This is a genomic window from Microbacterium oryzae (genome assembly GCF_030406385.1).
GTDB classification, from domain to species: domain Bacteria; phylum Actinomycetota; class Actinomycetes; order Actinomycetales; family Microbacteriaceae; genus Microbacterium; species Microbacterium oryzae_A.
In genome coordinates this window covers 21,606-44,697 of the sequence record NZ_JAUEPM010000001.1, presented here as the reverse complement: position 1 = coordinate 44,697, position 23,092 = coordinate 21,606, and the positions used below count along the sequence as shown (strand labels likewise).

Below are 23,092 nucleotides of genomic sequence, written 5' to 3'. Positions count from 1 at the left end.
CCTCAGTCTTCCATGGCGGGATCGCTCGCGGGGCTCTCGTCGCCATGCAGGTGGCGGTGCTCGATGCGGGCGATGATCTTCTTGGCCACCACGACCAGGACGGCGAACAGCAGGATGCCCCCGACGAACAGGTAGCCGGCGTAGTGCGCCTGGTCGGCGATCTCCCGGAACCCCCGCGCGGCGCCCGCCGAGATGCTCACGTAGATGCCCGCCCAGAGCGCGCAGGCCGGGAGGGTCCACGCGATGAACCGGCGGTAGGCGAACCCGGTCATGCCGACGGTGAGCGGCACCAGGGAGTGCAGCACGGGCAGGAAGCGCGAGAGGAAGATGGCGATGCCGCCGCGGCGCTGCAGGTAGCGCTCCGATCGCTCCCAGTTGCGCTCGCCGATGCGACGTCCGAGCCAGGAATGGCGGATGCGGGGGCCCAGCCAGCGGCCGAGCGCGAAGCCGATGCTCTCGCCGATGAGCGCGCCGACGACGACCGCGCAGCCGAGCGCGAGGCCCTGCCACACCGACTCCACACCGGCCGCGGCGACGATCACGATGGTGTCGCCCGGCACGATCAGGCCGACGAGGACGCTGGTCTCGAGCATGACCGCGAGACCCGCCAGCGCGGTGCGCAGGACCGGATCCACCGCCGCGACGAGGTCCAGGATCCACAGGAGGATCTCGTTGATCACGTGCCGAGCTTACGAGACGAGCGCTCGCGCTAACCTTGAGTCTTCCCGATCTTCCGCTGTCCGGCTCCCCGGGCGGCGCCTTTCGATTCCGATTGGCCTCATCGCACCGTGTCGCAGAACCCCGTGTCGCAGAACCCCGCAGAGCACCCCGAGAACGACGTCCACGCCATCCAGGCGAAGTGGCAGGCCTACTGGAGCGAGCACGGCACGTTCCTCGCCGGGGAAGAGGGCGACACCCGCCCCCGCAAGTACGTGCTCGCGATGTTCCCTTACCCGTCGGGCGATCTGCACATGGGGCACGCGGAGAACTACCTCTACAGCGACATCGTCGCGCGCTTCTGGCGTCACCGCGGCTACAACGTGCTGCACCCGATCGGCTGGGACTCGTTCGGCCTGCCCGCCGAGAACGCCGCCATCCAGCGCAAGGCCGACCCGCGCGAGTGGACGTACGCCAACATCGCGCAGCAGCGGGAGAGTCTGAAGCGCTACGGCGTCTCGTTCGACTGGAGCCGCGTGCTCCACACGAGCGACGAGGACTACTACCGCTGGAACCAGTGGCTGTTCCTGCAGCTGCACGAGCGGGGTCTGGCCTACCGCAAGGAGAGCCCGGTCAACTGGTGCCCGAACGACCAGACGGTGCTCGCGAACGAGCAGGTCGTCGACGGGCACTGCGAGCGCTGCGGTGCCGAGGTCGTGAAGAAGAAGCTCACGCAGTGGTACTTCAAGATCACGGAGTACGCCGACCGCCTGCTCGACGACCTCAACCAGCTCGAGGGCTTCTGGCCGCACAAGGTGCTGCAGATGCAGCGCAACTGGATCGGCCGCTCGGTCGGCGCCGACATCGACTTCGAGATCGAGGGCCGCGACGAGAAGGTCACCGTCTTCTCCACGCGCCCCGACACGCTGCACGGCGCGACGTTCATGGTGGTCGCGCCCGATAGCGACCTCGCGGCGGAGCTGGTCGCCGGTTCCTCGCCGGAGGTGCGGATGGCCTTCCAGGCCTACCTGGACGAGGTGCGCAAGCAGACGGACATCGAGCGCCAGAACACCGACCGCCCGAAGACGGGCGTCTTCCTCGACCGCTTCGCCATCAATCCCGTCAACGGCGAGCGCCTGCCGATCTGGGCCGCGGACTACGTCCTGGCCGACTACGGCCACGGCGCCGTCATGGCCGTGCCCGCGCACGATCAGCGCGACCTCGACTTCGCCATTCGCTTCGATCTGCCCGTGCGCGTGGTGGTCGACACGGCCGCTCCCGTCACCGGGGCCATCCCGGTGATCGAGCTCGACGAGGACGGCGTGCCGATCGACCCCATGCCGACGGCGGATCCCCGCGAGACCGGCGTCGCTCTCACCGGTGAAGGCCGCCTCATCAACTCGGGCGCGCTCAACGGGCTCTCCAAGCGCAACGCGATCGTCCGCGTGGTCGAGCAGCTGGAGGCCGCCGGCACCGGTCGCGCCGCCAAGCAGTACCGTCTGCGCGACTGGCTGATCTCGCGCCAGCGCTACTGGGGCACGCCCATCCCGATGCTCCACACCGAGGATGGCCGGGTCGTCCCCGTTCCCGAGGACCAGCTGCCGGTGCGCCTGCCGGCAGCGTCGGGCCTCGACCTGAAGCCGAAGGGCAAGTCGCCGCTGGGCGCCGCCACGGAGTGGGTCACCACGACCGATCCGGAGACCGGCGCTCCCGCGCTGCGCGACCCAGACACGATGGACACGTTCGTCGACAGCTCGTGGTACTTCCTGCGGTTCCTGTCCCCGGGTATGGATGGCGCGCCGTTCGGCTCCGAGGACGCCTCGCGCTGGGCGCCGGTGGACGCCTACATCGGCGGCGTCGAGCACGCGATCCTGCACCTGCTGTACGCGCGCTTCATCACGAAGGTCCTCTTCGACATGGGCCGCGTGGACTTCACCGAGCCGTTCTCAAGCCTGATCAACCAGGGCATGGTCATCCTCGACGGCGCGAAGATGTCGAAGTCGAAGGGCAACCTCGTGCTCTTCAGCGACGAGCTCTCCGCCCATGGCGCCGACGCGCTGCGCGTCGCCCTCGCGTTCGCGGGGCCCGTGGAGGACGACAAGGACTGGAAGGACGTCTCGACCACCGGCGCGCAGAAGTTCCTCGCCCGCGCGATGCGCGTCGCGCAGGACGTGACGAGCTCGCGCGACGTGGTGTGGGCCGACGGCGACATCGCGCTGCGCCGCGTGACCCACCGCCTGCTGGCGGAGGCGCCGGGCCTGGTCGAGCAGACGAAGTTCAACGTCGTCGTGGCGCGCCTCATGGAGCTCGTCAACGCCATCCGCAAGACGATCGACAGCGGAGCAGGCGCCGGCGACCCCGCCGTCCGCGAGGCCGCCGAGGTCACCGCCATGGTGCTCGACCTCTTCGCCCCGCACACCGCAGAGGAGATGTGGGAGGCACTCGGCTACGAGCCCTCGGTCGGCCTCGTCACCTGGCGGAACGCCGACCCGACGCTCCTCGTCGAGGAGAAGGTCACCGCGGTCGTGCAGATCGACGGCAAGGTGCGCGCAACGCTCGAGGTGCCGGCGAAGATCGACGGTCCGTCGCTCGAGCACCTCGCCCGGAACGACGAGCGCGTGCTGCGCGCGCTCGGCGAGCGCGACATCACACGCGCGATCGTCCGCCCACCGAAGGTCGTCAGCTTCTCGACGAAGTAAGGCCGAGGCGCCCGAAGGCCGGCTTCCCGTCAGGGGACGCCGGCCTTCGTGCATCCACTGGAGTTGAGCGCTCGCGCCGGCCGTGATCCGCTGCGTCGCCGTCTGCACAGGCGGGTGGGCACGGCGTGGCGCGCGCCGCTTCGCCTGTGCCCGGCCCTCGGTGCCCGTCGCCGCCTAGCGTGACGAGGATGAGCGCCGAGACGGGCTTCCGATCGCCGCGCGCCCGCCTGGGCGTGGGCGGGGTGGTCGTGCTCGTGCTCGCCGCCCTCGCCGTGACGGTCGGCATCGGCATCTGGCGTGGCGCTTCCTCCCCCGTGGAGGAGGTCGCGGTCACCGTGGCACCCACGAGCAGCCCCGTCGCCGAGGCCGGGCAGCTGTTCGTGCATGTGCACGGCGCCGTCCAAGAACCCGGGCTCTACGTGCTGGCGACCGGCGCCCGCGTGGTCGATGCGATCTCGGCAGCCGGTGGGCTCGCCGAGGACGCGGATGCCGCAGCGGTGAATCTGGCGCGCCCGCTCGCGGACGGCGAGCAGCTCGGGGTGCCGGTCGTGGGGGAGGAGCCGCCTCCACCTGCACCGCCCCCGGGAACGGAAGCGGGGCCATCCGCCGAGGGAGCGCTGGTGAGTCTCAACAGTGCCGACCAGGCAGCGCTCGAGACACTGCCGCGGATCGGCCCCGCCCTCGCGCAGCGCATCATGACGTGGCGCGACGAGAACGGGCCGTTCACGGCGGTCGAGGACCTGCTCGCCGTCCCGGGCATCGGCGACAAGATGCTCGAGACCCTCCGTCCGCTGGTGACGTTATGACACGCGTTCGCGACCTCCGCCTGCTGCCGATCGCCGGCGTCGTCTGGGCGGTGGCACTCGTGTGCGTGCTGCTGCCGATGGCCGCAGCGGGCGTCGCCGTCGGGCTGTGGATGGCGGCGCTCGCGCTGGTGGTGCTGCTCGCGGTGCGACGTGGCCGGCTCATCGCGACCGCGATGCCACTGCTCACGGTGGCCTTGGCCGTCTCCGGGGCCGTCGCGGCGCATGTGGCCGTCGCCGAGGGCGATCGCGCGTCGGCGCGAGCATTGGCGACGCAGCCCGGCCGCGTCGTCGAGGCGACGGTGACGCTCACGACGAAGGTGCGCCAGGTGGGCGATGCGCTGTGGTTCGACGGCGACACCGCGCGGCTGCGCGGCGGGCGCGACGAGATCCCGCTGCGCATTCCCATCACGGTCTCGATCGAGCCGGCGCAGCTGCGGGATGGCCCGGCTCTCGACCTCGGGTCGGTGGTGACCCTGCGGGGGTCGGCGAAGCCGGGCGACGCGGGCGAGCGGTCGGTGCTGGTCGTCTTCGCAGAGCGGGGCGAGGTGATGCGCGGGCCGCCGCACGTGCTGGGGCTCATGAGCGGGCTGCGGGACGGCTTCGTGCACGACGTCGCGGCAGGGCTTCCCGAGCCAGGTGCCGGCCTGTTGCCCGGGCTCGCCGTCGGCGATGACCGCGGCGTCTCAGACGACCTCGACGCGGCCATGAAGACGTCATCGCTGTCGCACTTGACCGCGGTGAGCGGAGATACCGTTGCAAACCAGGGTGGGTGGGCGACTTGATCGGTTTGATGAGACCGGCGCTCGTAGCTGTAGACGGCCGACATCAGCCGCACTTGGGGGCCGCTTTCCTGGAGCCGGGGCCACTCTATGCAACAAGGCGCGCGTCGGCCAGGGCTGTGAGTTCCTCGGGTCTGCCGTCCCCTTGGATCGTGGGCCACGAGCCGACCTATTGGGCTTATCAGAGTTGACCCCCTGTTGATTACTGCTTTCGAAGACGAGCCGCTCTCGGAACTGCTCCTCGCCAACGTGCCTGCGCTGTGGCCTGAAGCGGCTCGGGTGATTGTTGAGGTGTCCGCCGGAAACATTGACTATGCGCTGAAGTGCGCCAAGGCACTCATCGCTCAGGGATCCGCTACCGCACGCCAGCTAGTGAGCCCGAGCGACATTCGACAGTTCATCGTGGACGAACTCCCGGGCGGCGCACTTTTCTTAGCGTCCTGCGCTCTCGCCCTTCTTAGCCGGCTCGGATTCGACGGCGTGCCAGCAGAAGAGCTCCGCATCATCAGCAAATCGCTGGGGATTCCCGAGAACGACCTCCGGGCAGCCGCTTCGCAGCTCGCTGCCAATGGGCTGCTGGCCCGGCAGGGACGCTACCGCAGCGTCGGCCCGAGTCCGGTCGCTATCTACCTTGCTTCGAGCGGATGGTCGGAGTTCGGATCCCGAGTCGTGACGGATCTCATCCCGCAGCTCAGTGACGAGATGGTCCATCGCCTCTTCGCGCGAGCGGCCGAGATTGGCGACGCATCGCTGCCCCGGGAAGTGGTCGACAGGATGCTCGGGGCGGACGGGCCGCTCAGCTCGTTGGAGGCCGTGTCCGGGGATCGGCGAACGAATCTTCTCGACCACCTCGCAATTCTTTCTCCCGCGCGCGTGTCGCGGCGCATTTGGGAGCTCCTGGAAAGCAGCTCCCAGGAGGCCCTTCAGGCCGCTACCGCTGCGAGGCAGTCGCTCGTTTGGGCGTTGCAGGAGCTCGCCTGGCACAGGGCGACCTTCGCCGAAGCGGCCGACTCGCTCCTTCGTCTCGCCCTGGCTGAGAACGAAACATATTCGAACAACTCGACTGCGGTCTGGATCGAGCTATTCGGCACCATGCTTCCGTCCACCGCGGCGACGCCGGACTCCCGCCTGTCCTACCTGCGTGAGAAGGCGCAGTCGGAGGATCCGGTGGTCCGCAAGCTGGTCGTGCGAGCGGCACGCCGTGCGCTGGATACCAACGAGTCCACGATCGTTTCGGGCGAACTGCAGGGTGGCGGGGTCGTCGAGCCCCGCGGAATGCCGGCTACCCGGAGTGATTCCTGGGATTACCGCAACGCGGCTGTCGACCTGGCTAGGTCGCTGGCGGATGATCCAGAGACGAGCGTGGCGGACGCCGCCGTCGAGGCGCTCACCGGCGCCATCCATGGCTTCCTGGACATAGATCGGTTGCGTGACCATTTGGCGGCGACTCTCGCGACGCTGTTGCCTTCGCAACTGGAGCGCACGCGGGCCGAGATCGCGAGTCTGGAGTCGCTCTACTCCCGTAGCGGCGACGAGCGCAACTATCGCGAGGCGCTCGATGCGATGGTCGCCGCCTTGCCGGAAGGCACCATTGCCGACCGGCTCTGGGTGGTTTCTCACTCGTCGCCGTGGGACCGGCGCAACAGTGATGTCGAGGCCGAGCTGCTTGGCATCCTCAGCGACCTGCGTCCGGCCGAAGCCGCCTTGGCGCTGGCGGGCACCCTGACGACCGCAGTGCCCACGGACTTCAGCATCGGTCGCGCAATCGGGCGGCTTGGTGCCGCGGAGTATCGCATTGAGAAGCTTCTCGTCGACTGCTTGGGGGGTCCGAACCAGCGCGCGCTCATCGGATACCTTCTCGCCCGAGACGAAGCGGATCCCGGCGCGTACGACTCGTTTGTTGACGCCGCCAACTTCGACGCTGTCGTGAAACTCCGTCTCACCGCGCAGGGGCCTTCCACGGCTCGTTCTGAGGTACGGATTGCGGAGCTATTGCGGCGGGTGTCGGTGGCCGATGGTGCCCGCACGGTCTTCTACCGAGTGCGCGATTCGGAAGATGAGGAGGCGCTACGTGACCTCATCGTCGGATGGAAGGCTCGCGTCGAAACTCAGGCCGACTACAACGCCCTAGTCGACGTCATAGCCTTCGCTTTGCACGATCGACCTGGGCCGTCGGCCGAGCTGAGTGAGCTCATCGGCGAGATCGTCATGATGCGCAAGGCCTTCCCGGACGTCGGACAGCAAAGTTACGACTGGGTCACCCTCGCCAGGGGGGAGCTCGAGCGGGCGCCGGAGCGAGTGCTCGATGCCCTCGTGGAGCTGGTGGAGAGTGATGCCGTCAGAATCTTCTCGGACTCTCACGAAAAGCAGTTGTTCAGGAACGCTATCGGGGCTTCGGACCCGTCCGCCTGGTGCCGGGTCATGGACCGACTCGCCCTCCGCGACTCGTGGCGCCTGTCCTTCGCTGCGCGCGGGTGGCTTGCTGACGCCGCGGACCTCGACGTCGTTAAGGAGTGGCTCGGCGAATCCGAGGAACGGGCGCGCGTCGTGGCACCGGTCGCTTCGGTCGGTGACAACACGCTTGGTCCTGTCGCTTCGTTCCTTCTGGAGCGTTTCCCCGACGACGAGACTGTCTCCGCCATCCTTCTGGGGGATTTCGTTTCCGGCGGTTGGACCGGTAATGAGTCGGTCCGGACCGCAATCAGATTGCACAGGTTGGACGCTGGCTCACGGAGCCCGGCCAATCCGAAGGCGCGATGCGCTGGTGCCGCCGTACGATTAGCCACCTCGAAGCGCAGCTCAACGAAGTCGTGCAGCGAGAACAGGAGGGTGAGTGGTAACGGGCTCAGCCGCCCGGCACGGCTCGCCGGTCCAATCGCCAGTCGACACCCGCCTCGTATCGATGCGTCTCGGCGATATCGCCGCTGAGCGGGTACATGGCGACCTTCGCGGCTAAATGGGGTAGTTCTTGAGTCCGGACAGCGGATCAGACCATTCGCGATTCCGCGGATGGCTCGCCAGCCATTGACGCATGTTGATAAGTACTTCGTTCACGTCGTGCATCAAGCGCATTTGCTTGCGGACGAACGTTTTGTCAGTGACGTTGGCGCGTAGGGAGTGCGCAGGCTTCTGGCGCGCGGCTCTCACCTCGCGCAACGGTGCAAGCGCCCAGGTTGCCTTGTCGGGTTCCACGTGGTTCATCCTCATGAACCGCTCGAGGCGAACAAGGGTGCCAATCGGCTGCCCGGCAGAGTTCTTCCTCTCGACCCCCGCATTGTCGAGGGCAGAACCGTTGATGTTGTCTGATAGGAGCTTGTCGAGGGAGTGAATAAAGTGGTCCCACTCCCTCTGGTCGGCCCGCAGGATCCAGCCGAAGTCGTCGGGGGCCTCGTGGGTCCTGAAGAGTTTCATGCCCCACACGTTCTCGAACAGTTCGTTGATGTTCTCGAGTTCCTGTCTTAGCCGCCCGAACGGTCCGACGCCGTCCGGCCAGGTGCCCATCTGCGACGCGAACCAGACCGGATGAGGGTCTATTCCGTCGGTATCGACCTGATAGCTGGACCATCGTTGCTGGTGCTCGGGGGTCAGGTTCTTCAGATCGCCGTAGAACGCAGCGACGCGTCGCACGATCGGTGACTCCGGATCCTCGGGGGAGTACTTTCGCATGTCGTATGCGAAGCCCAGATGAACGAGCGAGACGCTGTCCTTGTCCGAGTGGTCCTCGTCGTCACTCGCTTCGTCAGTCAGCCAGAAGTTGATGCCGAAGTCGCTCATGCCGAACCGGAACCGGGCGTCGTTGCGATAGCCCTCAAGGACGTCCGCGCTGAAGAATGCGACTTCTAGCGTCGACCGGCCACGCGCCATCGCACGCGAGAACGGGGTAGCTTCGTACTTCTTCGGGAGCTTGACCGACTTCATAGCCTTCGCCATCGGATAGAGGACAACGCCATAGTCGTCCCCCGACAAGTCGCGCAGTTCCTCGACCTGCGCGGCCATAGCCCGGCGCGATGGCCAGGGACGGATGTGGATGTTGATGTAGTCGTCTGGTCCCACGACCTGAACCAGATCCGCTTCAACGACCTCGATCGCGGCCGCGATCTCTTCGGCGGAAGTTTGGTCGGGGCGGAGGTGCAGCCCGTTGAAGTCTCGCGACGTCAAATAGCGTTGTTTCACCCGCTTCAGGAGATCGCGTGCAGCAGGGGAGAGGTCAAGTTTCGAGGCCATCTGGTCACCTTCAGCCGAAGGCGCCACTCATGACGAGGGCCGTGACCGCCTCAATGACGCCGGAAGCCGCTGCGCTCACACCAGCACCGCCGATCTTCGCCGCGATCTCCTTGAGTCTCCCAGCCTTCGTGACGACGGCACTCGTTTCCGGTGAGTCCGCTTGCAGTTCGCCTCGGAGGTCCTCGATGGCTTTCAGCAGCTCCGACTTGGCGTCCGCATCGCTAACGTCGCCGGACGCGGTCCGCACGGCGTCGAGCAACCTGATCGCATCATCGACGCTGAGCCCTTCGCTCTTCGCCCTGGCCTGGTCACCGATCGCGGTTGCGCCGTTCATCGTCTGGATCGTCGTGTTGTACTGCGTGCCGATGTGGGTGCCGACCGCCGCGTCGACGAGCTCCTTCCGCGGCAGCTCCTCGAGTGGCGTGCCCGCTGTAAGGTCAGCGACAAGATCTACGAGCTGCGTGCGGATCTGGCCCAGGACACCGGCGAACGTCGACCCCGAGAGGGTGAACCTCAGGTTGACAACCTGCTGGCCGAAGGGAAGTCCCTTGTTCCACGCATGCTGCGCGTAGGCCAGGCCCGGGCCCGTGAACGATGCCGACTTCTGTGCGGCAATCTTTTCCAGTTCCTCAATTGGCTGGTACAGGAAGAATCCGTCGCGGAAGTACTCACGCGCGGCGGACGGCAGTTGAAGCACGCTGTAGGTCATGTTCGAGGCCCACGTATTCCCGCTCAGCGTGTCTGCGGAGATCGGCGGCGTGGGCAGCTTCCGATAGCCGGGTAACTCGTCCGCATCCTCGTAGCCGTGCAACTCCTTCCGCGCCCACTGCCTGAGCGAGACAGATCCCGTCTCCGCACCAAGGAGCAGACACTTGCGCAGGAGACCCGCAAGAGGCTCGGCTTCGTCCATCATGTGGTCTCGGAGCGATCTGAGCAGCGAATCGGTCACGGCCGTCCTCCCGGTTTCCAACAGGTGTCTCGCCCCCAAAGTATCCGGTGCCGCCGACATCACGGGTCTGCTGCACGAGTAAGGGACACCCGATTTGTGGGTAGATGGCGCCGGTCTCTCGTCCCCAAGGCCGTGGCTGTCCGGAGGCGTTCACACGAGGCTCGCTGTGTGCCCGTGCCCCGCGCTCACTTCGTAGCGTTGCGCCATGTCGAGCGCCGAGCGGATTCCTGCAGGTGCAGTTCCGCGTGATCGGCGCATGGTTGCGGTCGCAGTGGCTTGCTGGTGCGCTGCGCTGCTGAGCGTGGTCGTGCCGGCGATCGCTCTCGGCGTGGCGATCGGTGCTGTCGTCCTCGTGGCGAGCTGGCTCTCCGTATGGCGGCGGGTCGCCTGCCGGAGCTGTGTGCGATGGCGGTGATAGCCTGCGCGGCTGCGGCTGCGGCTGCGGGCGCCGTGGCCAGCCACGTCGCGTTGGCGCAGCCGGCTCGTGTCGCGGTAGGCGAGTTCGCCGCGGGCGGCGGCGAGGCGGTCGACCTCGAGCTGTCCGTGACGTCGAAGGTCGAGCGGCGAGGAGAAGCCCTGTGGTTCGACGCCGAGGCGTCCGCCGTCCGGCGCGGCGACGAGACGCTGCAGGGCCTTATGTCGGTGACGGTAAGCGTGGCTGCGGATGCGGCGAAGGGGGAGAAGCTCGACCTCGGCTCGGTCGCAACGGTGAACGGAAGCGCCATCGCCGGTGATGCTGGTGATCGGGCCGTGCTCGTCGTGTTCGCGTGTGAGACGGAGGTGCTCGCCGCGCCACCGGCGCTCTTGGCCATCGCGGCCGGTCTTCGCGACACGTTCGTCGAGCGTGCGTCGACCCTGCCGCAGCCGGGATCGATGCTCCTTCCAGGCCTCGCTGTCGGGGACACGCGCGCCGTCTCGGAGGACCTGGACACGGCGATGAAAGCGGCGTCCCTTTCGCATTTGCTCGCCGTCTCCGGTGCGGTCGAGTAGCGCGGCTCCCATCCCGGCCGCCAGCCCTCGGGCTTCCCTCCCTCGGAGACGAACTCGCGGATGAGCTGGTCGATGGTATTGGCAATCAGCATTATTTGTGCCCGTCCAATTCTGAGGTCTCGCTTTCCCTCAGCTCGGGGTATGCCCCCCATGCCGCTCCCGACTTCGCAGCGTGACGCACCGCCGTCTGAACGGCGTATCCGGTGATGTCGGCGACGATGCTTGCCGGGAGGACCTGAGTGAGCTGGTGGAGCCTCGCTCGCTTGGCAGCGCGGGCATGGAAACCGTGCTTTGCAAGATGCCCTCTGACAGCGTCCTCGGTGACGTGTTGCTGGGGCATGGTGCCGGGGAATAGCCACGCCGATGGTTGCCCGACGTACGGCCGGCGGTTCCCGGCTTCGGCGAGATGCTGTTGAAGGAGGCTGGCGATCGGTGGGGGCATCTTGACGGGTGTGGTGCCGAACCTGACGGTGAGTTCCTCGCCGTATCCCTGCACGGCGTCGCGGCGAAGGCGTGCGGAGTCGCTGATTGGCTGGGCGAACACGAGCAGGAAGAGTCCGATGATGCGGCTTGGCAGCGGCGTGGTCTCGTCGTGCAGGAGCACGTCGACGTGGTCCCAGAGCGCATCTGCGTTCGTGGCTGGGCCGCGCTCTACCCTCGGGGTCGGCGGGAGACGGACCCTCGGCATGACCCGATGGTGCACGGCCCAACGCAGGAACCGTGCGAGGGCGCGATGCGGGTCCCGATGTGCGAGATAGCGGTCTAGGGCGACCTGCTGGAGAGTCTCAAGCTCCACGTCGTTCTCATCGAGCCAAGCGAGGAACGCGGCGATCTTCCGGACCTCGGTCGTGCGGGTATTGACGACGCCGACGCTGACCGGGCGGTCCAGTGGCCGTCGACGCAGCTTCCGGAGCGTCTCCCACGAGAAGTACCGCGCCACGATAACGGCATGATCGGCGGGGAGCGTCTGAATAAAGCTCTCCGTGCGCAACGCGAGGTCGTGCAGTCGCACGTCGATCTCGGGCAGACAGCCCGCCGCGATGAGCGTCCGCCGGAAGTATCGGAGGCGGGTCGAGGGTGGAAGTTCATCGAGGGTCTCATGGCGGACCGGCTTCAAGCCCCCTGCCATCGCTCGGAGAGTGGCGCCGGTGGGCTCACGGCGCAGCCACCGCTCAGCTGAGCGGGGGTCACGGGTACTCAGGAGGTGCGCGCGTAGCGGGGCAAGCTGCGGATGGATTCGACCTTGGTCGTCGGTGAGGACCTCGTTCAGCCGCTCCTCGAGTCGGCACCGTCCGCAGTGCGACCCGGCGAGAAACTCCTCGCTACTGCATCGGGTGCACCCGAATCGCGCAGGGACGCCGGCGCACGTGGCGCAGACGACCTGTCCGCTATCGGAACGGAAGGCCAGAACCTTCGTCACTCCGCATCCGGGGCAGGTGGCGGCATTCCGTCGCAGCCGGCTGTAGCAGGCGTTGCAGATGCGCTGCCCGAGGATCTCGTAGCGAGCCTCGACGTCGCGCTCGCATGAGTCGCACCGGCGCTTCCACCCGTTGTTCATGGTCGGCTCTGTGTCTCAGTCTGCAGGGCGGTGGAGCTTCGCTGGGATCGGGCGGAGCGAGCCGATGGCGGGCCCCGAACTGCGGGTCTCGCCGACAGCTCGTGGCGCGCGTGCCGCGGCCGCGGGCGCTACGTCGATGAGGTCGTTGGGTGTGCAGTCGAGGATGCGACACAGGGCGGCGAGTACCTCGACGTTGAGCCGCTCCGGCGTCTTCGTCACGAGGCGATAGATCTGCTCACGGGACAAGGACACGCCCTGCTCCCGCAGCGGGTCGATGAGGTCGGTCGTGTGAAACATTCCGGCGGTGGCCATGACCTGGCGCAGCTGCCAGGTGATCGGGCTGTCGTCAGCGGCTGTGGGCATCGTTTCCTCCGTAGATGCGGGCGAGCGCACGGGTCACCATGCGCGTCTTGTAGTCGTCTCCGAGCGAGGTGTATATCGCGGTGGTCGAGGCGTAGGCGTGCCCCACCTGGTCCTGAACGAACTTCTCCGTGTAGCCCCATTCGATGAGGTTGGTGACATAGGTATGGCGAAGGGCGTGGACGCTGAGTTCGGGAGGGAGTCCCAGTTGATCGCGCAGGGCCGCGAAACGCAGGTCGATATAACGCAGGCTCACGCGGCTGCCGCGCTCGGTCGGCCAGAGCATCCCGGCCTCGGACGTGAACCGTGGTCGTGCGTGGTCAACCCACTGAGCGAGACCCTCGGTGACCCACCCGAGCTCGGGGACGGTCAGCACCGTGCGCCGCCGAGGGCCGGAACCGTTCGCGCCCTTGCCCCAGCGCACCTCGACGGCACCGAAACGTCCGAACCTGGGAGCTGCGCCGTTGGGACGCAGGTCCGCGAGGTCGAGCCCGACGACCTCGGCCCGGCGAAGTCCGTAGGCGTAGATCGTCTTGAAGATCTGCGCGTCCCGCAAGGCAGCCAGAGCCCCTTTACGGCCCTGAGCGAGGATGCTTTCAACGCGGGCGTCGGCGGCGGCGAGGAATCGCTCGAGCTCGTCGTAGGTGAGCGCCCGGCGCTGCGCGCGCCCTTCGTAGTCGACCAGGTGCGCGGTGGTGTTCCACTCATGGCAGACCTGTTGGGGAGCCCGTCCGAAGCGGCGCTCGCATTCCATCACCCACTCGTAGCGCCCATCGCAGAGGTAGTCGCAGAACAGGCGCACGATCGTCTGAAACGCGCGGATGGTCGAGCGTGAGGCGGGACGAGTTCTGGACTTCAGCCGCGTTGTGTAGTCCTCGACGTCCGTGGCCGACCAATCCCACGGGTACTTGGCGGTGAACGCTTCAAAGCGCCGGACGGTGAGAACCCGGCTGCGGATCGTCGAAGCGGCCAGACCTCGGCTGGACTGCTGATCACTCCACCCTGCGAGCATCGCGTCATAGACGAACTGCTTCTCGTCCAGCGGCCGCACGTTTCCGAGGAGCCGCAGAGCCGTTGCGCCGCTATGACCTGAGTTCACCCCCCAAGCATGCCATCAGATGCATCATTGTTGCACCTAGCTTCTGCCGCGATCAGAGGAGTTCGCCGACGAGTTGCTCGATGCGGGATCGGATGTCGTCGCGGATGGGCCGGACGGCGTCGAGGCCTTGCCCGGCCGGGTCGTCGAGCTTCCAGTCCTCGTAGCGCTTTCCGGGGAAGAACGGGCAGGCGTCGCCGCAGCCCATGGTGATGACGACGTCGGAGGCTTGGACGGCTTCGGTGGTGAGGACCTTGGGCTGCTCGGCGATGATGTCGATGCCGAGCTCAGCCATGGCGTCGACGGCGACGGGGTTGATCTGCTCGGCGGGCATGGACCCGGCGGAGCGGACTTCGATGTGTTCGCCGGCGAGGTGGCGGAGGAATCCGGCGGCCATCTGAGAGCGGCCGGCGTTGTGGACGCAGACGAACAGGACGGAGGGCTTCTGAGCGGTCATGGTGTCTCCGGTTCAGTCGGTGGTGAGGGTGGCGAGGAGGGCGTCGACGCGGTGGGCGATGTCGTCACGGATGGCGGCGACGCCTTCGGCGGAGGCCAGGGCGGGGTCGCCGACGGCCCAGTCTTCGTAGTGCACGCCGGGGATGACGGGGCATACGTCTCCGCAGCCCATGGTGATGACGACGTCGGCGGCGCGGACGGCGTCGTCAGTGAGGGGCTTCGGGAACCGTCCCTCATCGGTGGTGCCGGTGATCTCTTCGAGGAGGGGCTGGACGGTGGGGTGGATTTCGGCGGCGGGGGCGGACCCGGCGGAACGGGCGATAACCGTCCCGCCGGAGCGTTCGTTGACGAGGGCGGCGGCGAGTTGGGAGCGGCCGGCGTTGGCGACGCACACGAACAGCACCTGTGGTTGTCCGCTGGTGCGGTCGCGGGTGATGTCGGCGAGGCGTTGACGGGCGAAGTGCTCGGTAAGGGCCAGCAGGTGCGTCTTCATGCGGGCGCTCCTGGCGAGGGACGTGTAGGACTCCCGCACCACGGTGGTCACCAGGTCCGCGCTCAGCGACGGGTGCAGGCTGTGGAGGACGTTGGCGAGACGGGTGAGGGCGTCGTCGACGTTCTCGAGTCCGCCGTACTCGGCCGGGTGGGGGTGGACGGCGACGGGGGCGAAGGAGTCCAGGAGGGTGGTGACCGCGGGTCGCAGTTCCGGAGTGATGCGGTACCAGACCCACGTGCCGCGGCGTTCGGAGGTGAGCACACCCACGTCGCGGAGCACTTTGAGGTGGTGGGAGACGGTGGGCTGGGACACGTCTGCGAGCTCGGCGAGGTCGCACACGCACGATTCCCCGCGCGCGTCGGTGGCGATTGCGGAGAGCATCCGCAGCCGCAGCGGGTCGGACAGGGCCTTGAGGGTGCCGGCGAGGGCGGCGGCGGCGGGCTGTCCGATCGTGTGCGTGGACGACGGGGCGCAGGCGGCGTCGACGGGCGTGGGGGGGACGGTCGTGCTCATCGGGGAGTCCTGTCGTCGGCGGTGGGGATGGCGTAGGGGTCGGTGGCGAACCAGGTGCGCGCGGCCCAGAGGGAGACGTAGACGAGGCCGACGAGCACGGGCACCTCGATAAGAGGCCCGACAACACCGGCGAGGGCCTGCCCGGAGGTGGCGCCGAACGTGCCGATCGCGACGGCGATGGCGAGCTCGAAGTTGTTGCCCGCCGCGGTGAACGCCAGCGTGGAAGAGCGGGCGTATCCGAGGCCGAGAGTCTTCCCGGTGAGGAGCCCGACGAACCACATCACCGCGAAGTACGCCAGCAGCGGCAGCGCGATGCGGACGACGTCCCAGGGGCGGGTGGTGACCTGTTCGCCTTGCAGAGCGAACAGCAGCACGATCGTGAACAGCAGCCCGTACAGCGCCCACGGGCCGACCTTCGGCAGGAACGCCTCCTCGTACCAGGCGCGTCCTCGGCGGCGCTCCCCGACGTACCGGGACGCGAACCCGGCGACGAGCGGGATGCCGAGGAAGATGAGCACGTTCATGGCGATCTGCCCGACCGATACGTCCAGACCCTGACTGTCCAGTCCCAGCCAGCCAGGTAGGACGGTGAGGTAGAACCACCCCAGCAGCGAGAACGCGATAACCTGGAAGACGGAGTTGATCGCTACGAGCACCGCGGCCGCTTCTCGATCGCCGCAGGCCAGGTCGTTCCAGATGACGACCATCGCGATGCACCGCGCGAGGCCGACGATGATGAGGCCGGTGCGGTACTCGGGAAGGTCCGGCAGGAACACCCATGCCAGAGCGAACATCAGCGCTGGCCCCACCAGCCAGTTCAGGGCGAGCGAGGACACGAGGAGCTTCTTGTCGCCGGTAACGGCGGCGACCTTGTCGTAGCGGACCTTCGCCAGCACCGGGTACATCATCACCAGCAGCCCCAGGGCGATGGGGATGGAGATCCCGCCGACCTCGAGGCGGGCGAGCACCGTGGACACGCCGGGAACGAACCGTCCGAGGAGGAGTCCGGCGACCATCGCCAGGCCGATCCAGAGCGGAAGCCACCGGTCAAGGGGCGACAGGCGGCGCGTGGTGGCGACCTGGGGCAGGGACGCGGTGGTGGCGCTCACGCGTACACCTCCCCGGCGCGCGCCGGGACGACACCGTCGCGGGCGGCGAGGTAGTGCTGGGCGTCCTGCGCGGCCGCGCATCCCGTGCCGGCGGCGGTGATCGCCTGCCGGTAGGTGTGGTCGACGAGATCCCCCGCGGCGAAGACCCCGGGAAGGTTCGTGCGGGCGGTGGGGTGGTCCACGAGGACGTACCCGTCGTCGTCGGTCTCGACCTGGCCGGTGACGAGCTCGGAGCGCGGGTCGTGCCCGATCGCGACGAACACGCCGGTGGCGGGCAGCTCCCGCTCGTCGCCGGTGACCGTGTCGCGCAGTCGCACGGCTTCGACCTTGTCCTCCCCGACGAGGGCGGCGATTTCGCTGTTCCATGCGACGTCGATCTTCGGGTGCGCGAGCGCGCGCTCGGCCATGATCTTCGAGGCCCGGAACACGCCACGACGGTGCACGAGGGTGACCTTCGAGGCGAACCGGGTGAGGAACAGCGCCTCTTCCATCGCGGAGTCCCCACCCCCCACCACGACGATCTCCTGCTCACGGAAGAAGAACCCATCGCATGTGGCGCACCATGACACACCGTGACCCGACAGTCGCTCCTCGTCGGGGAGACCGAGCTTGCGGTACGCGGACCCCATGGTGAGGATGACCGCCTGCGCGTGGAACGTCTCACCAGCGCCCGTCCGGACAACCTTCACGTCGCCTTCGAGCTCGGCACTGATCGCGTCGTCGAGGAGGATGCGCGCGCCGAACCTCTCGGCCTGCTGCCGCATGGCGTCCATGAGGTCAGGGCCCTGGATGCCGTCGATGAACCCGGGGAAGTTCTCAACCTCCGTGGTCGTCATCAGCGCCCCACCGGCCGTCACGGACCCGGCCAGCACAACCGGCTGCAGACCGGCGCGCGCGGCGTAGACGGCCGCGGTGTACCCGGCGGGACCAGATCCGATGATCAGCAGCTCAACCTCTTGTATCGACATGCTTCTATATTGACAACAGTCTATGTAGTGCGCAACTCTGTCGACGACGGGTTCACCCGCTCGTCATCCGCGTCCCCACACTGAAGGACATGGGTATGACGAAGCCGAAGAGTATTCTGTTTATCTGCAAGCACAACGCCGGTCGCTCTCAGCTCGGCGCGCATCTGCTGACGCACCTCGATGATGAGCGCCTCGCGGCCATGAGCGCTGGCATCGCTCCCGCGGATGCCATCAACCCCGCGATCGCCTCCTCGCTCGCCGAACTCGGCATCGACACCACCGCGGCGAAGCCTCGCTTGGTCACGCCGGAGGACCTCCAGGACGCAGACGTCGTCGTGCTCATGAAGCCCGGCCTTCCCCTGCCCGGCCCGGTGCGCGGGGAGCTCGTGGAGTGGTCTTTTCCCGACCCTGCGAACTGGGAAGCAGACGAGGTGCGGGGCCTGCGGGATGACGTGGCGGCGCACGTCCGAGCCCTTGCCGCGCGCCTTACCGCCTGACGTCGCGGTCTCACTCCGCGGGGCGTCGCCGCTCGAAGAGGACCGTGTCCCGCCAGGTGCCGGCGAGGGGACCGTACGTCATGAGGGCGATGCGCTCCCGCACGCCCACGCGCCGGAATCCAGCCCGTTCGTGGAGAGCAATGCTGACGGTGTTCTCGGGGAAGATGCTCGACTGCACCATCCAGAATCCCGCGGCGTCGGACGCCTCGAGGAACTCGGCAAGCAGCACCCGCGCGACACCCTGCCCCTGAGCGGCCGGGTGGATGTAGACGGAGTGCTCGATGACTCCGCGGTAGGCCGCGCGGGACGAGACTGGAGACGCAGCCACCCACCCGGCCAGGCGCCCCTCGATGTCCGCGACGAACCGAAGACCGGGGATCTTCCCTCGGTCGAACTCCTCCCACGTGGGCGGGTGCTCCTCGAACGTCGCATGCCCCGTGGCGATGCCGTGCCGGTAGATCTCCTCGACCGCCGACCAGTCCGCGGGGCGGAACGGGCGGACCTCTATCGCGCTCACTCGACGCGAAGGGCTGCCGCAGCGGATTCCAGCGCCCCGTCGGCGACGGAGAAGTGCGCCCACTTGCCGCGCTGCTGGCGGGTTACCAGGCCCGCGTCGGTGAGAAGCTTCATGTGATGCGAGACCGTGCCCTGGGACAGCCCGACCGGCTCGGTGAGATCGCAGATACAGGCCTCACCGCCCTCGCCCGCCGCAATCAGCGACAGCAGCTTCACCCGGGTCGCGTCCCCGAGCGCCTTGAAGACCTTCGCGAGGTGCTCTGCATCCTCATCGCTGAGCGCAGAGGTGATGCGCGGGGCGCAGCAGGACGACTCGGTTGCGGCGTCGACGATCAGGGGCATGTTCACGCCTCCATCCTGACACGTATTGACATCCTTCGATAGATGCCGAATAGTGTCGCATTGAAATTTCTCAATGTGAGGAGTGAGCATGTCGGACCTTCCCATCGTCGTCATCGGCGCCGGCCCTCAGGGACTAGCCGCGGCCGCGCACCTCGTCCAGCGTGACCAGGACGTCATCGTGCTCGAGCGGGGACCTGCAGCCGGGGCGGCGGTGACGGAGTGGGGACACGTGAGGCTGTTCTCGGCCTGGCCCGAGCTGATCGACACCGCGTCCCGGCACCTTCTCGAGAGGTCCGGCTGGACTGCGCCGGCGTCTGGCTACCCGACCGGTGCCCAGTGGGTCGACACCTATCTCCGCCCGCTCGCAGCCGCCCTCGGGGAGCGTGTCCGCACAGGGATCACCGTCACGGGCATCAGCCGCGCGGGACGGGACAAAGTCGTCGACAGCGGGCGGAAGAACGCACCCCTCGTCGTGCACACCGTTGACGAGCTCGGGCGTGAAGACCGCTACCGTGCCCGCGCCGTCCTGGACGCCTCCGGCACCTGGGCGCACCCGAACCCCGCCGGGGCGAACGGGCTTCCGGCCCTCGGAGAACACGCCACGGGAGATGCCATCTCCTACCGCATCCCGGACGACGTCTCCGACCTCGCCGGCCAGCACGTCGTGGTCGTCGGCTCGGGGCACTCCGCTACACATGCGGTCCTCCGCCTCGTAGACCTCGCCCGGAAGACCCCCGGAACCCGTGTGACCTGGCTGCTCCGACGCGCGTCCACGACGAACGTCTTCGGCGGCGGAGCCGACGAGCTCCCCGAGCGAGGGGCGCTCGGTACCCGCGCACAGAGGGCCGTGGGGCAGGGCCACGTGCATGTCGTCACCGGTTTCCGCGTCGACGAGATCCGCCACGACCAGGACGGCATCACGATCACCGCAGACGACGGACGGGGGATCGGGGGTGTCGCCCGCGTGTTCGCTCTCACCGGCTTCCGCCCCGACACCGCCATGCTCGCCGAGCTTCGGACCAGCCTCGACCCCGCCTTCGAAGCTGTCGCCGGCATCGCCAGCGAGATCGACCCGAACATCCACTCCTGCGGCTCCGTCGGAGCCACCGGGGCTCGCCAGCTCGCCCAGCCCGAACCGGGGTTCTTCATCATCGGAGCCAAGAGCTACGGCCGCGCCCCGACGTTCCTCGCCCTCACCGGATACGAACAGGCCCGGAGCGTCGCAGCGCACCTCGCAGGCGACCACGAAGCAGCCGCGCGCAACGAGCTCGTCCTCCCGGACACCGGGGTATGCGGGGGAGCAGGCGACTTCGGAGCTGCAGCTGGCAGCTGCTGCGCCGCCCCCACCCAGCTGGTGCAGCTCACACCCCGCCTCGAACTGCAGCACTGACGAGCGGGAAAGTCACGCTCCTGGTGCAGCTTCCGGGGTTGCTGGTTCTCACTGGGCGTCCGCCTACGTCGCTGCGGCCACAGACGCCGGTTGCATCGGGCGAACGATTCCCAGACAGGAGCTGAGAGCGAAGCGTCCGCACAAGCCGCCACTCTCGCAGGCGGATGTACGGAGCGCGAGCGAGGCGAGGCGTCATAGACGGCCGAGCATCTCCGCCTTCTTGGTCGCGAACTCCTCCTCCGTGAGGACGCCGGCGTCCCGGAGCTTCCCGAGCTGCTCGATCTGAGCGATGACGTCCTCCGTGCCGCCGCTCGTCCCCGGCGCCGTGCCGACAGGGGCCGCGGGTGCGGACATACGCTGCCGAACGAGCTCGACCAGCTTCGTGACGGCGCCGTCGGGTTGGATCATCTTGACGCGGACCTGGTTGCCGGATGCGAAGAAGGTCACATTGCTCCCAGTGAGCGACTTCCCCGATTCGAACGACGAGATGTTCCGGTACGGGAAGGACTCCAGGTCGTAGCCGCCGAGGCGCTTGGCATAGAAGAGAACTCTCCGGTCCGTCGCGATCAGCACCCCGTTCCGAGCGACCTTATTGCCCAGGCGCATGGCCTCGTACAAGCCGAAGACCGACCAATCCACCGTCTCGCCCTCATCGAGGTGCGCCTGCGCCTGCTCGATGAGCTTCTCGTGTTTGCCCACGGCATGAGTGTATGCAGCGAAGGGGGCCCTGTTCGAGCGAACTCTCATGGACAGGATCCGCGACCTCAGCCGGCGGGACACATCGCGGGGATCGTGGCCGTAGGAGTTCCGCTCGCCGATCTGTCCGTATAGATTCCGAAGGATGTGCTCGACGCGTCGCTCGCGCGCGGCATCGCGTCCGGCATGAAGCCCTCCTTCTGGCCTTGATCCTCCCCCCCCCGTCTCTATCGGCGCGCCACGGGATGGCGGAAGGGGTTGCGCGCTGTCGCGGCGGCCGCCGCCCCGCGCAGCCGAGGTGCTCAACCGCGCTGCCACCTCAGCAGCCGTGGGAACAATTGATGGCGCCTCTGCTCTCCGCGTGCGGGAGCAGAGGCAACATACGGTGGCGCCGGCCTTCCGTAACGGACTCCTGATGGGAACAAAAGGTGGCGCCCTGGTCCGTCGCGACTCCCTGCTGGGAACAATCGGTGGCGCCGGGGACCCTCGCGTGGGAACAACTGGTGGCGGTCTGACTGGGACCGTTGCTACCGCTGCGCGTTGACGTAGCTGACGCGAAGACCGGGGGTGATCGGGTCCTGCCGAGTGGGACCAATCGGTGGCACTCGGGCCCGAAGCTTACGACTCGTACCCTACGTCGCAACGGATCAGGTTGATGGTGTCACTGGGCACACCGGCGACGGCTAGGCGATGCACGGTGCCCAGGTGGGGGTTGATCAGCCCCACATGCGTCAGGTGTGCGAACCCCGGGGGCCAGAGGTCTGTCCCATCAGGAAGTACATCAGGAGCTGGAGCGTGTGATCCTTCGTCGGCTTGTTCGCGGAGATCTTCATGTCCCAGAGCGTGTCGGCCGTGAGGAAGTCGCCGTCACCGGAATCGACCAGATTCCTTTAGCCGCCTCGATCGCGGTGCAGGAAGAGTTCAGGGTCGGTGAAGATGAAGCCGTCCTTCGTGACCGGTCTAAACGCGTCGAAGAACGTCCTCGTGCGGGCGAGCATGATCGTTATGTGCGTGACCGTCGTCTCGCTCGGGGTGAAACCCTGTGCGCTCCGTGGTCGGGGTTCCGCAGCGAGGGGTCGTTCCGCGCTCCGACGTCGTAGCCGGCGAGCTGACAGGCGACGCGCACCGCGTTCTCGTCGATGACGACCACGGCGCTGCCCTGAGCGTCTTCGGCGTAGGCGAGTGACCCGAGAGCTTCGGCGGTGGCCACGGTGACGCCTGAGGCGGTATGGACACCATCGATACGCGCGGCGCCGCGGAGGCTAATGCGAAACACGTTGTGCACGGCGTAGGTGATATCCGTCTCGGAAGTCCTCCGCGTCTGCGGTCTGCAAGCCGGGTAAGCCGGGGTGCGGTGTCGCGTCTATGGCCGGTGCGCCTCGAGCGCGTCGAGGGTCCCTAGAAGCTCGTCGCGCGTCATGTCGGTGCCGAAGCTCACGACGCCGGCGAGCTGGACAGTGAAGAGGTCGGCATTGCGGTCATTGCAGGTAATGACCGTCTCTTTCGTGCGCCCGTAGTGATCGGGACCGAACGTCAGGAGCCACTGGTCCACAACTACGTCTTCCTTCCACGATCTGTCCGAAGTCCAGCCACGGGAAGTCAAAAGTGCGTCCAGATCGTCGTCGTATCGTCCGCTCTCAAGCCCGTACGGCCAGGAGCCTTCGCCGTCGTACGGGAACTGGTCGTCCTCCGAGGCCGGGAACGCCAGCGGATCTGCCTTAGCGGGCTCACTTACCGCGACGGTCCGTTGAGCTTCGTCTATCGCCTGGAAGACGCGGGTGATCTCCTCGATGAGCACCTTCTGTTGTTCCTCAGACCGATCGCCCCAGGGTGGCAGCCGCCTTCCGCTGCGCCGGTGCTCCTCGTTCGCGTAACAACGCGCGGTCTTATCGATCAGTTTCACCCGTCCTGCGGGCGAGCCGGGTCGTTCTGCTGGCTCAGTCACCGTCATTCGCTCTCGCGGCGCTGCTTGCGCCTCGCGGCGCACCGGCGGA

Annotated in this window: 21 protein-coding genes; 7 read left to right on the top strand and 14 right to left on the bottom strand. The window is 67.5% G+C overall.

Going from position 1 to position 23,092, the window contains the following annotated elements; genetic code table 11:
* Positions 1-2: 2 nt before the first annotated feature.
* Entirely contained in the window at positions 3-677 is a 675-nt protein-coding gene (locus QWJ90_RS00250) for a DedA family protein (protein ID WP_290106317.1), read from the bottom strand.
* A 111-nt stretch (positions 678-788) separates the two neighbouring features.
* On the opposite strand from QWJ90_RS00250, the gene leuS reads away from it, so the two are divergent.
* From leuS to QWJ90_RS00230, 4 genes are all read left to right on the top strand, one after another.
* Positions 789-3,356, top strand: a complete 2,568-nt coding sequence (gene leuS, locus QWJ90_RS00245) for a leucine--tRNA ligase (protein WP_290105549.1) — start codon at positions 789-791, stop codon at positions 3,354-3,356.
* A gap of 188 nt (positions 3,357-3,544) precedes the next feature.
* Entirely contained in the window at positions 3,545-4,162 is a 618-nt protein-coding gene (locus QWJ90_RS00240) for a ComEA family DNA-binding protein (protein WP_290105548.1), read from the top strand.
* Positions 4,159-4,944 carry a hypothetical protein gene (locus tag QWJ90_RS00235; protein WP_290105547.1) on the top strand — a complete coding sequence of 262 codons (786 nt, stop codon included), beginning with the start codon at positions 4,159-4,161 and terminating at the stop codon, positions 4,942-4,944. Before QWJ90_RS00240 ends, QWJ90_RS00235 begins: the two co-directional genes overlap by 4 nt.
* Positions 4,945-5,139: 195 nt before the next feature.
* Positions 5,140-7,869 carry a hypothetical protein gene (locus tag QWJ90_RS00230; RefSeq protein WP_290105546.1) on the top strand — a complete coding sequence of 910 codons (2,730 nt, stop codon included), beginning with the start codon at positions 5,140-5,142 and terminating at the stop codon, positions 7,867-7,869.
* A 24-nt stretch (positions 7,870-7,893) separates the two neighbouring features.
* Here the strand turns inward: QWJ90_RS00230 and QWJ90_RS00225 are convergent, their stop codons facing one another.
* Positions 7,894-9,165 carry a hypothetical protein gene (locus tag QWJ90_RS00225; protein WP_290105545.1) on the bottom strand — a complete coding sequence of 424 codons (1,272 nt, stop codon included), beginning with the start codon at positions 9,163-9,165 and terminating at the stop codon, positions 7,894-7,896.
* Positions 9,166-9,175: 10 nt separating this feature from the next.
* A complete protein-coding gene (locus tag QWJ90_RS00220; RefSeq protein ID WP_290105544.1) occupies positions 9,176-10,114 on the bottom strand; it encodes a hypothetical protein in 939 nt (312 codons plus the stop codon).
* Between the two features lie 405 nt (positions 10,115-10,519).
* On the opposite strand from QWJ90_RS00220, the gene QWJ90_RS00215 reads away from it, so the two are divergent.
* On the top strand, positions 10,520-11,104 hold the full coding sequence (locus QWJ90_RS00215) for a hypothetical protein (RefSeq protein WP_290105543.1): 585 nt from the start codon (positions 10,520-10,522) through the stop codon (positions 11,102-11,104).
* Between the two features lie 91 nt (positions 11,105-11,195).
* On the opposite strand, the gene QWJ90_RS00210 is transcribed toward QWJ90_RS00215, so the two are convergent.
* The 7 genes from QWJ90_RS00210 to trxB all read right to left on the bottom strand — a co-directional run bounded on the left by QWJ90_RS00210 (position 11,196) and on the right by trxB (position 17,657).
* Positions 11,196-12,233 (bottom strand): hypothetical protein, encoded by a 1,038-nt coding sequence (locus QWJ90_RS00210; protein WP_290105542.1) that lies wholly within the window; start codon positions 12,231-12,233, stop codon positions 11,196-11,198.
* Positions 12,234-12,677: 444 nt separating this feature from the next.
* On the bottom strand, positions 12,678-13,025 hold the full coding sequence (locus tag QWJ90_RS00205) for a helix-turn-helix domain-containing protein (RefSeq protein WP_290105541.1): 348 nt from the start codon (positions 13,023-13,025) through the stop codon (positions 12,678-12,680).
* Positions 13,009-14,121, bottom strand: a complete 1,113-nt coding sequence (locus tag QWJ90_RS00200; RefSeq protein ID WP_290105540.1) for a tyrosine-type recombinase/integrase — start codon at positions 14,119-14,121, stop codon at positions 13,009-13,011. The genes QWJ90_RS00205 and QWJ90_RS00200 overlap by 17 nt, the downstream gene beginning before the upstream one ends.
* Before the next feature lie 52 nt (positions 14,122-14,173).
* A complete protein-coding gene (locus tag QWJ90_RS00195) occupies positions 14,174-14,575 on the bottom strand; it encodes an arsenate reductase ArsC (RefSeq protein WP_290105539.1) in 402 nt (133 codons plus the stop codon).
* A gap of 12 nt (positions 14,576-14,587) precedes the next feature.
* Positions 14,588-15,580: a metalloregulator ArsR/SmtB family transcription factor gene (locus tag QWJ90_RS00190; RefSeq protein WP_290105538.1), complete on the bottom strand. Its 993-nt coding sequence runs from the start codon at positions 15,578-15,580 to the stop codon at positions 14,588-14,590.
* The gene (arsB, locus tag QWJ90_RS00185) at positions 15,577-16,689 is read right to left on the bottom strand and encodes an ACR3 family arsenite efflux transporter (RefSeq protein WP_290105537.1); all 1,113 of its coding nucleotides are present in this window, start codon (positions 16,687-16,689) and stop codon (positions 15,577-15,579) included. Before arsB ends, QWJ90_RS00190 begins: the two co-directional genes overlap by 4 nt.
* Positions 16,686-17,657 (bottom strand): thioredoxin-disulfide reductase, encoded by a 972-nt coding sequence (gene trxB / locus QWJ90_RS00180; protein ID WP_290105536.1) that lies wholly within the window; start codon positions 17,655-17,657, stop codon positions 16,686-16,688. Before trxB ends, arsB begins: the two co-directional genes overlap by 4 nt.
* A 95-nt stretch (positions 17,658-17,752) precedes the next feature.
* On the opposite strand from trxB, the gene QWJ90_RS00175 reads away from it, so the two are divergent.
* Entirely contained in the window at positions 17,753-18,154 is a 402-nt protein-coding gene (locus QWJ90_RS00175; RefSeq protein WP_290105535.1) for a low molecular weight phosphatase family protein, read from the top strand.
* A gap of 10 nt (positions 18,155-18,164) precedes the next feature.
* Here the strand turns inward: QWJ90_RS00175 and QWJ90_RS00170 are convergent, their stop codons facing one another.
* Both QWJ90_RS00170 and QWJ90_RS00165 read right to left on the bottom strand, forming a co-directional pair.
* A complete protein-coding gene (locus QWJ90_RS00170) occupies positions 18,165-18,671 on the bottom strand; it encodes a GNAT family N-acetyltransferase (RefSeq protein WP_290105534.1) in 507 nt (168 codons plus the stop codon).
* Positions 18,668-19,012 (bottom strand): ArsR/SmtB family transcription factor, encoded by a 345-nt coding sequence (locus QWJ90_RS00165; RefSeq protein WP_290105533.1) that lies wholly within the window; start codon positions 19,010-19,012, stop codon positions 18,668-18,670. Before QWJ90_RS00165 ends, QWJ90_RS00170 begins: the two co-directional genes overlap by 4 nt.
* Before the next feature lie 88 nt (positions 19,013-19,100).
* Here QWJ90_RS00165 and QWJ90_RS00160 point away from each other — a divergent pair, with 88 nt between their 5' ends.
* Positions 19,101-20,402: an FAD-dependent oxidoreductase gene (locus QWJ90_RS00160; protein ID WP_290105532.1), complete on the top strand. Its 1,302-nt coding sequence runs from the start codon at positions 19,101-19,103 to the stop codon at positions 20,400-20,402.
* Positions 20,403-20,594: 192 nt separating this feature from the next.
* On the opposite strand, the gene QWJ90_RS00155 is transcribed toward QWJ90_RS00160, so the two are convergent.
* Both QWJ90_RS00155 and QWJ90_RS00150 read right to left on the bottom strand, forming a co-directional pair.
* Positions 20,595-21,101 (bottom strand): PH domain-containing protein, encoded by a 507-nt coding sequence (locus tag QWJ90_RS00155; RefSeq protein WP_290105531.1) that lies wholly within the window; start codon positions 21,099-21,101, stop codon positions 20,595-20,597.
* 1,360 nt (positions 21,102-22,461) lie between these two features.
* Complete coding sequence (locus QWJ90_RS00150; protein ID WP_290105530.1) at positions 22,462-23,001, bottom strand: hypothetical protein; 540 nt, start codon at positions 22,999-23,001, stop codon at positions 22,462-22,464.
* Positions 23,002-23,092: the final 91 nt, after the last annotated feature.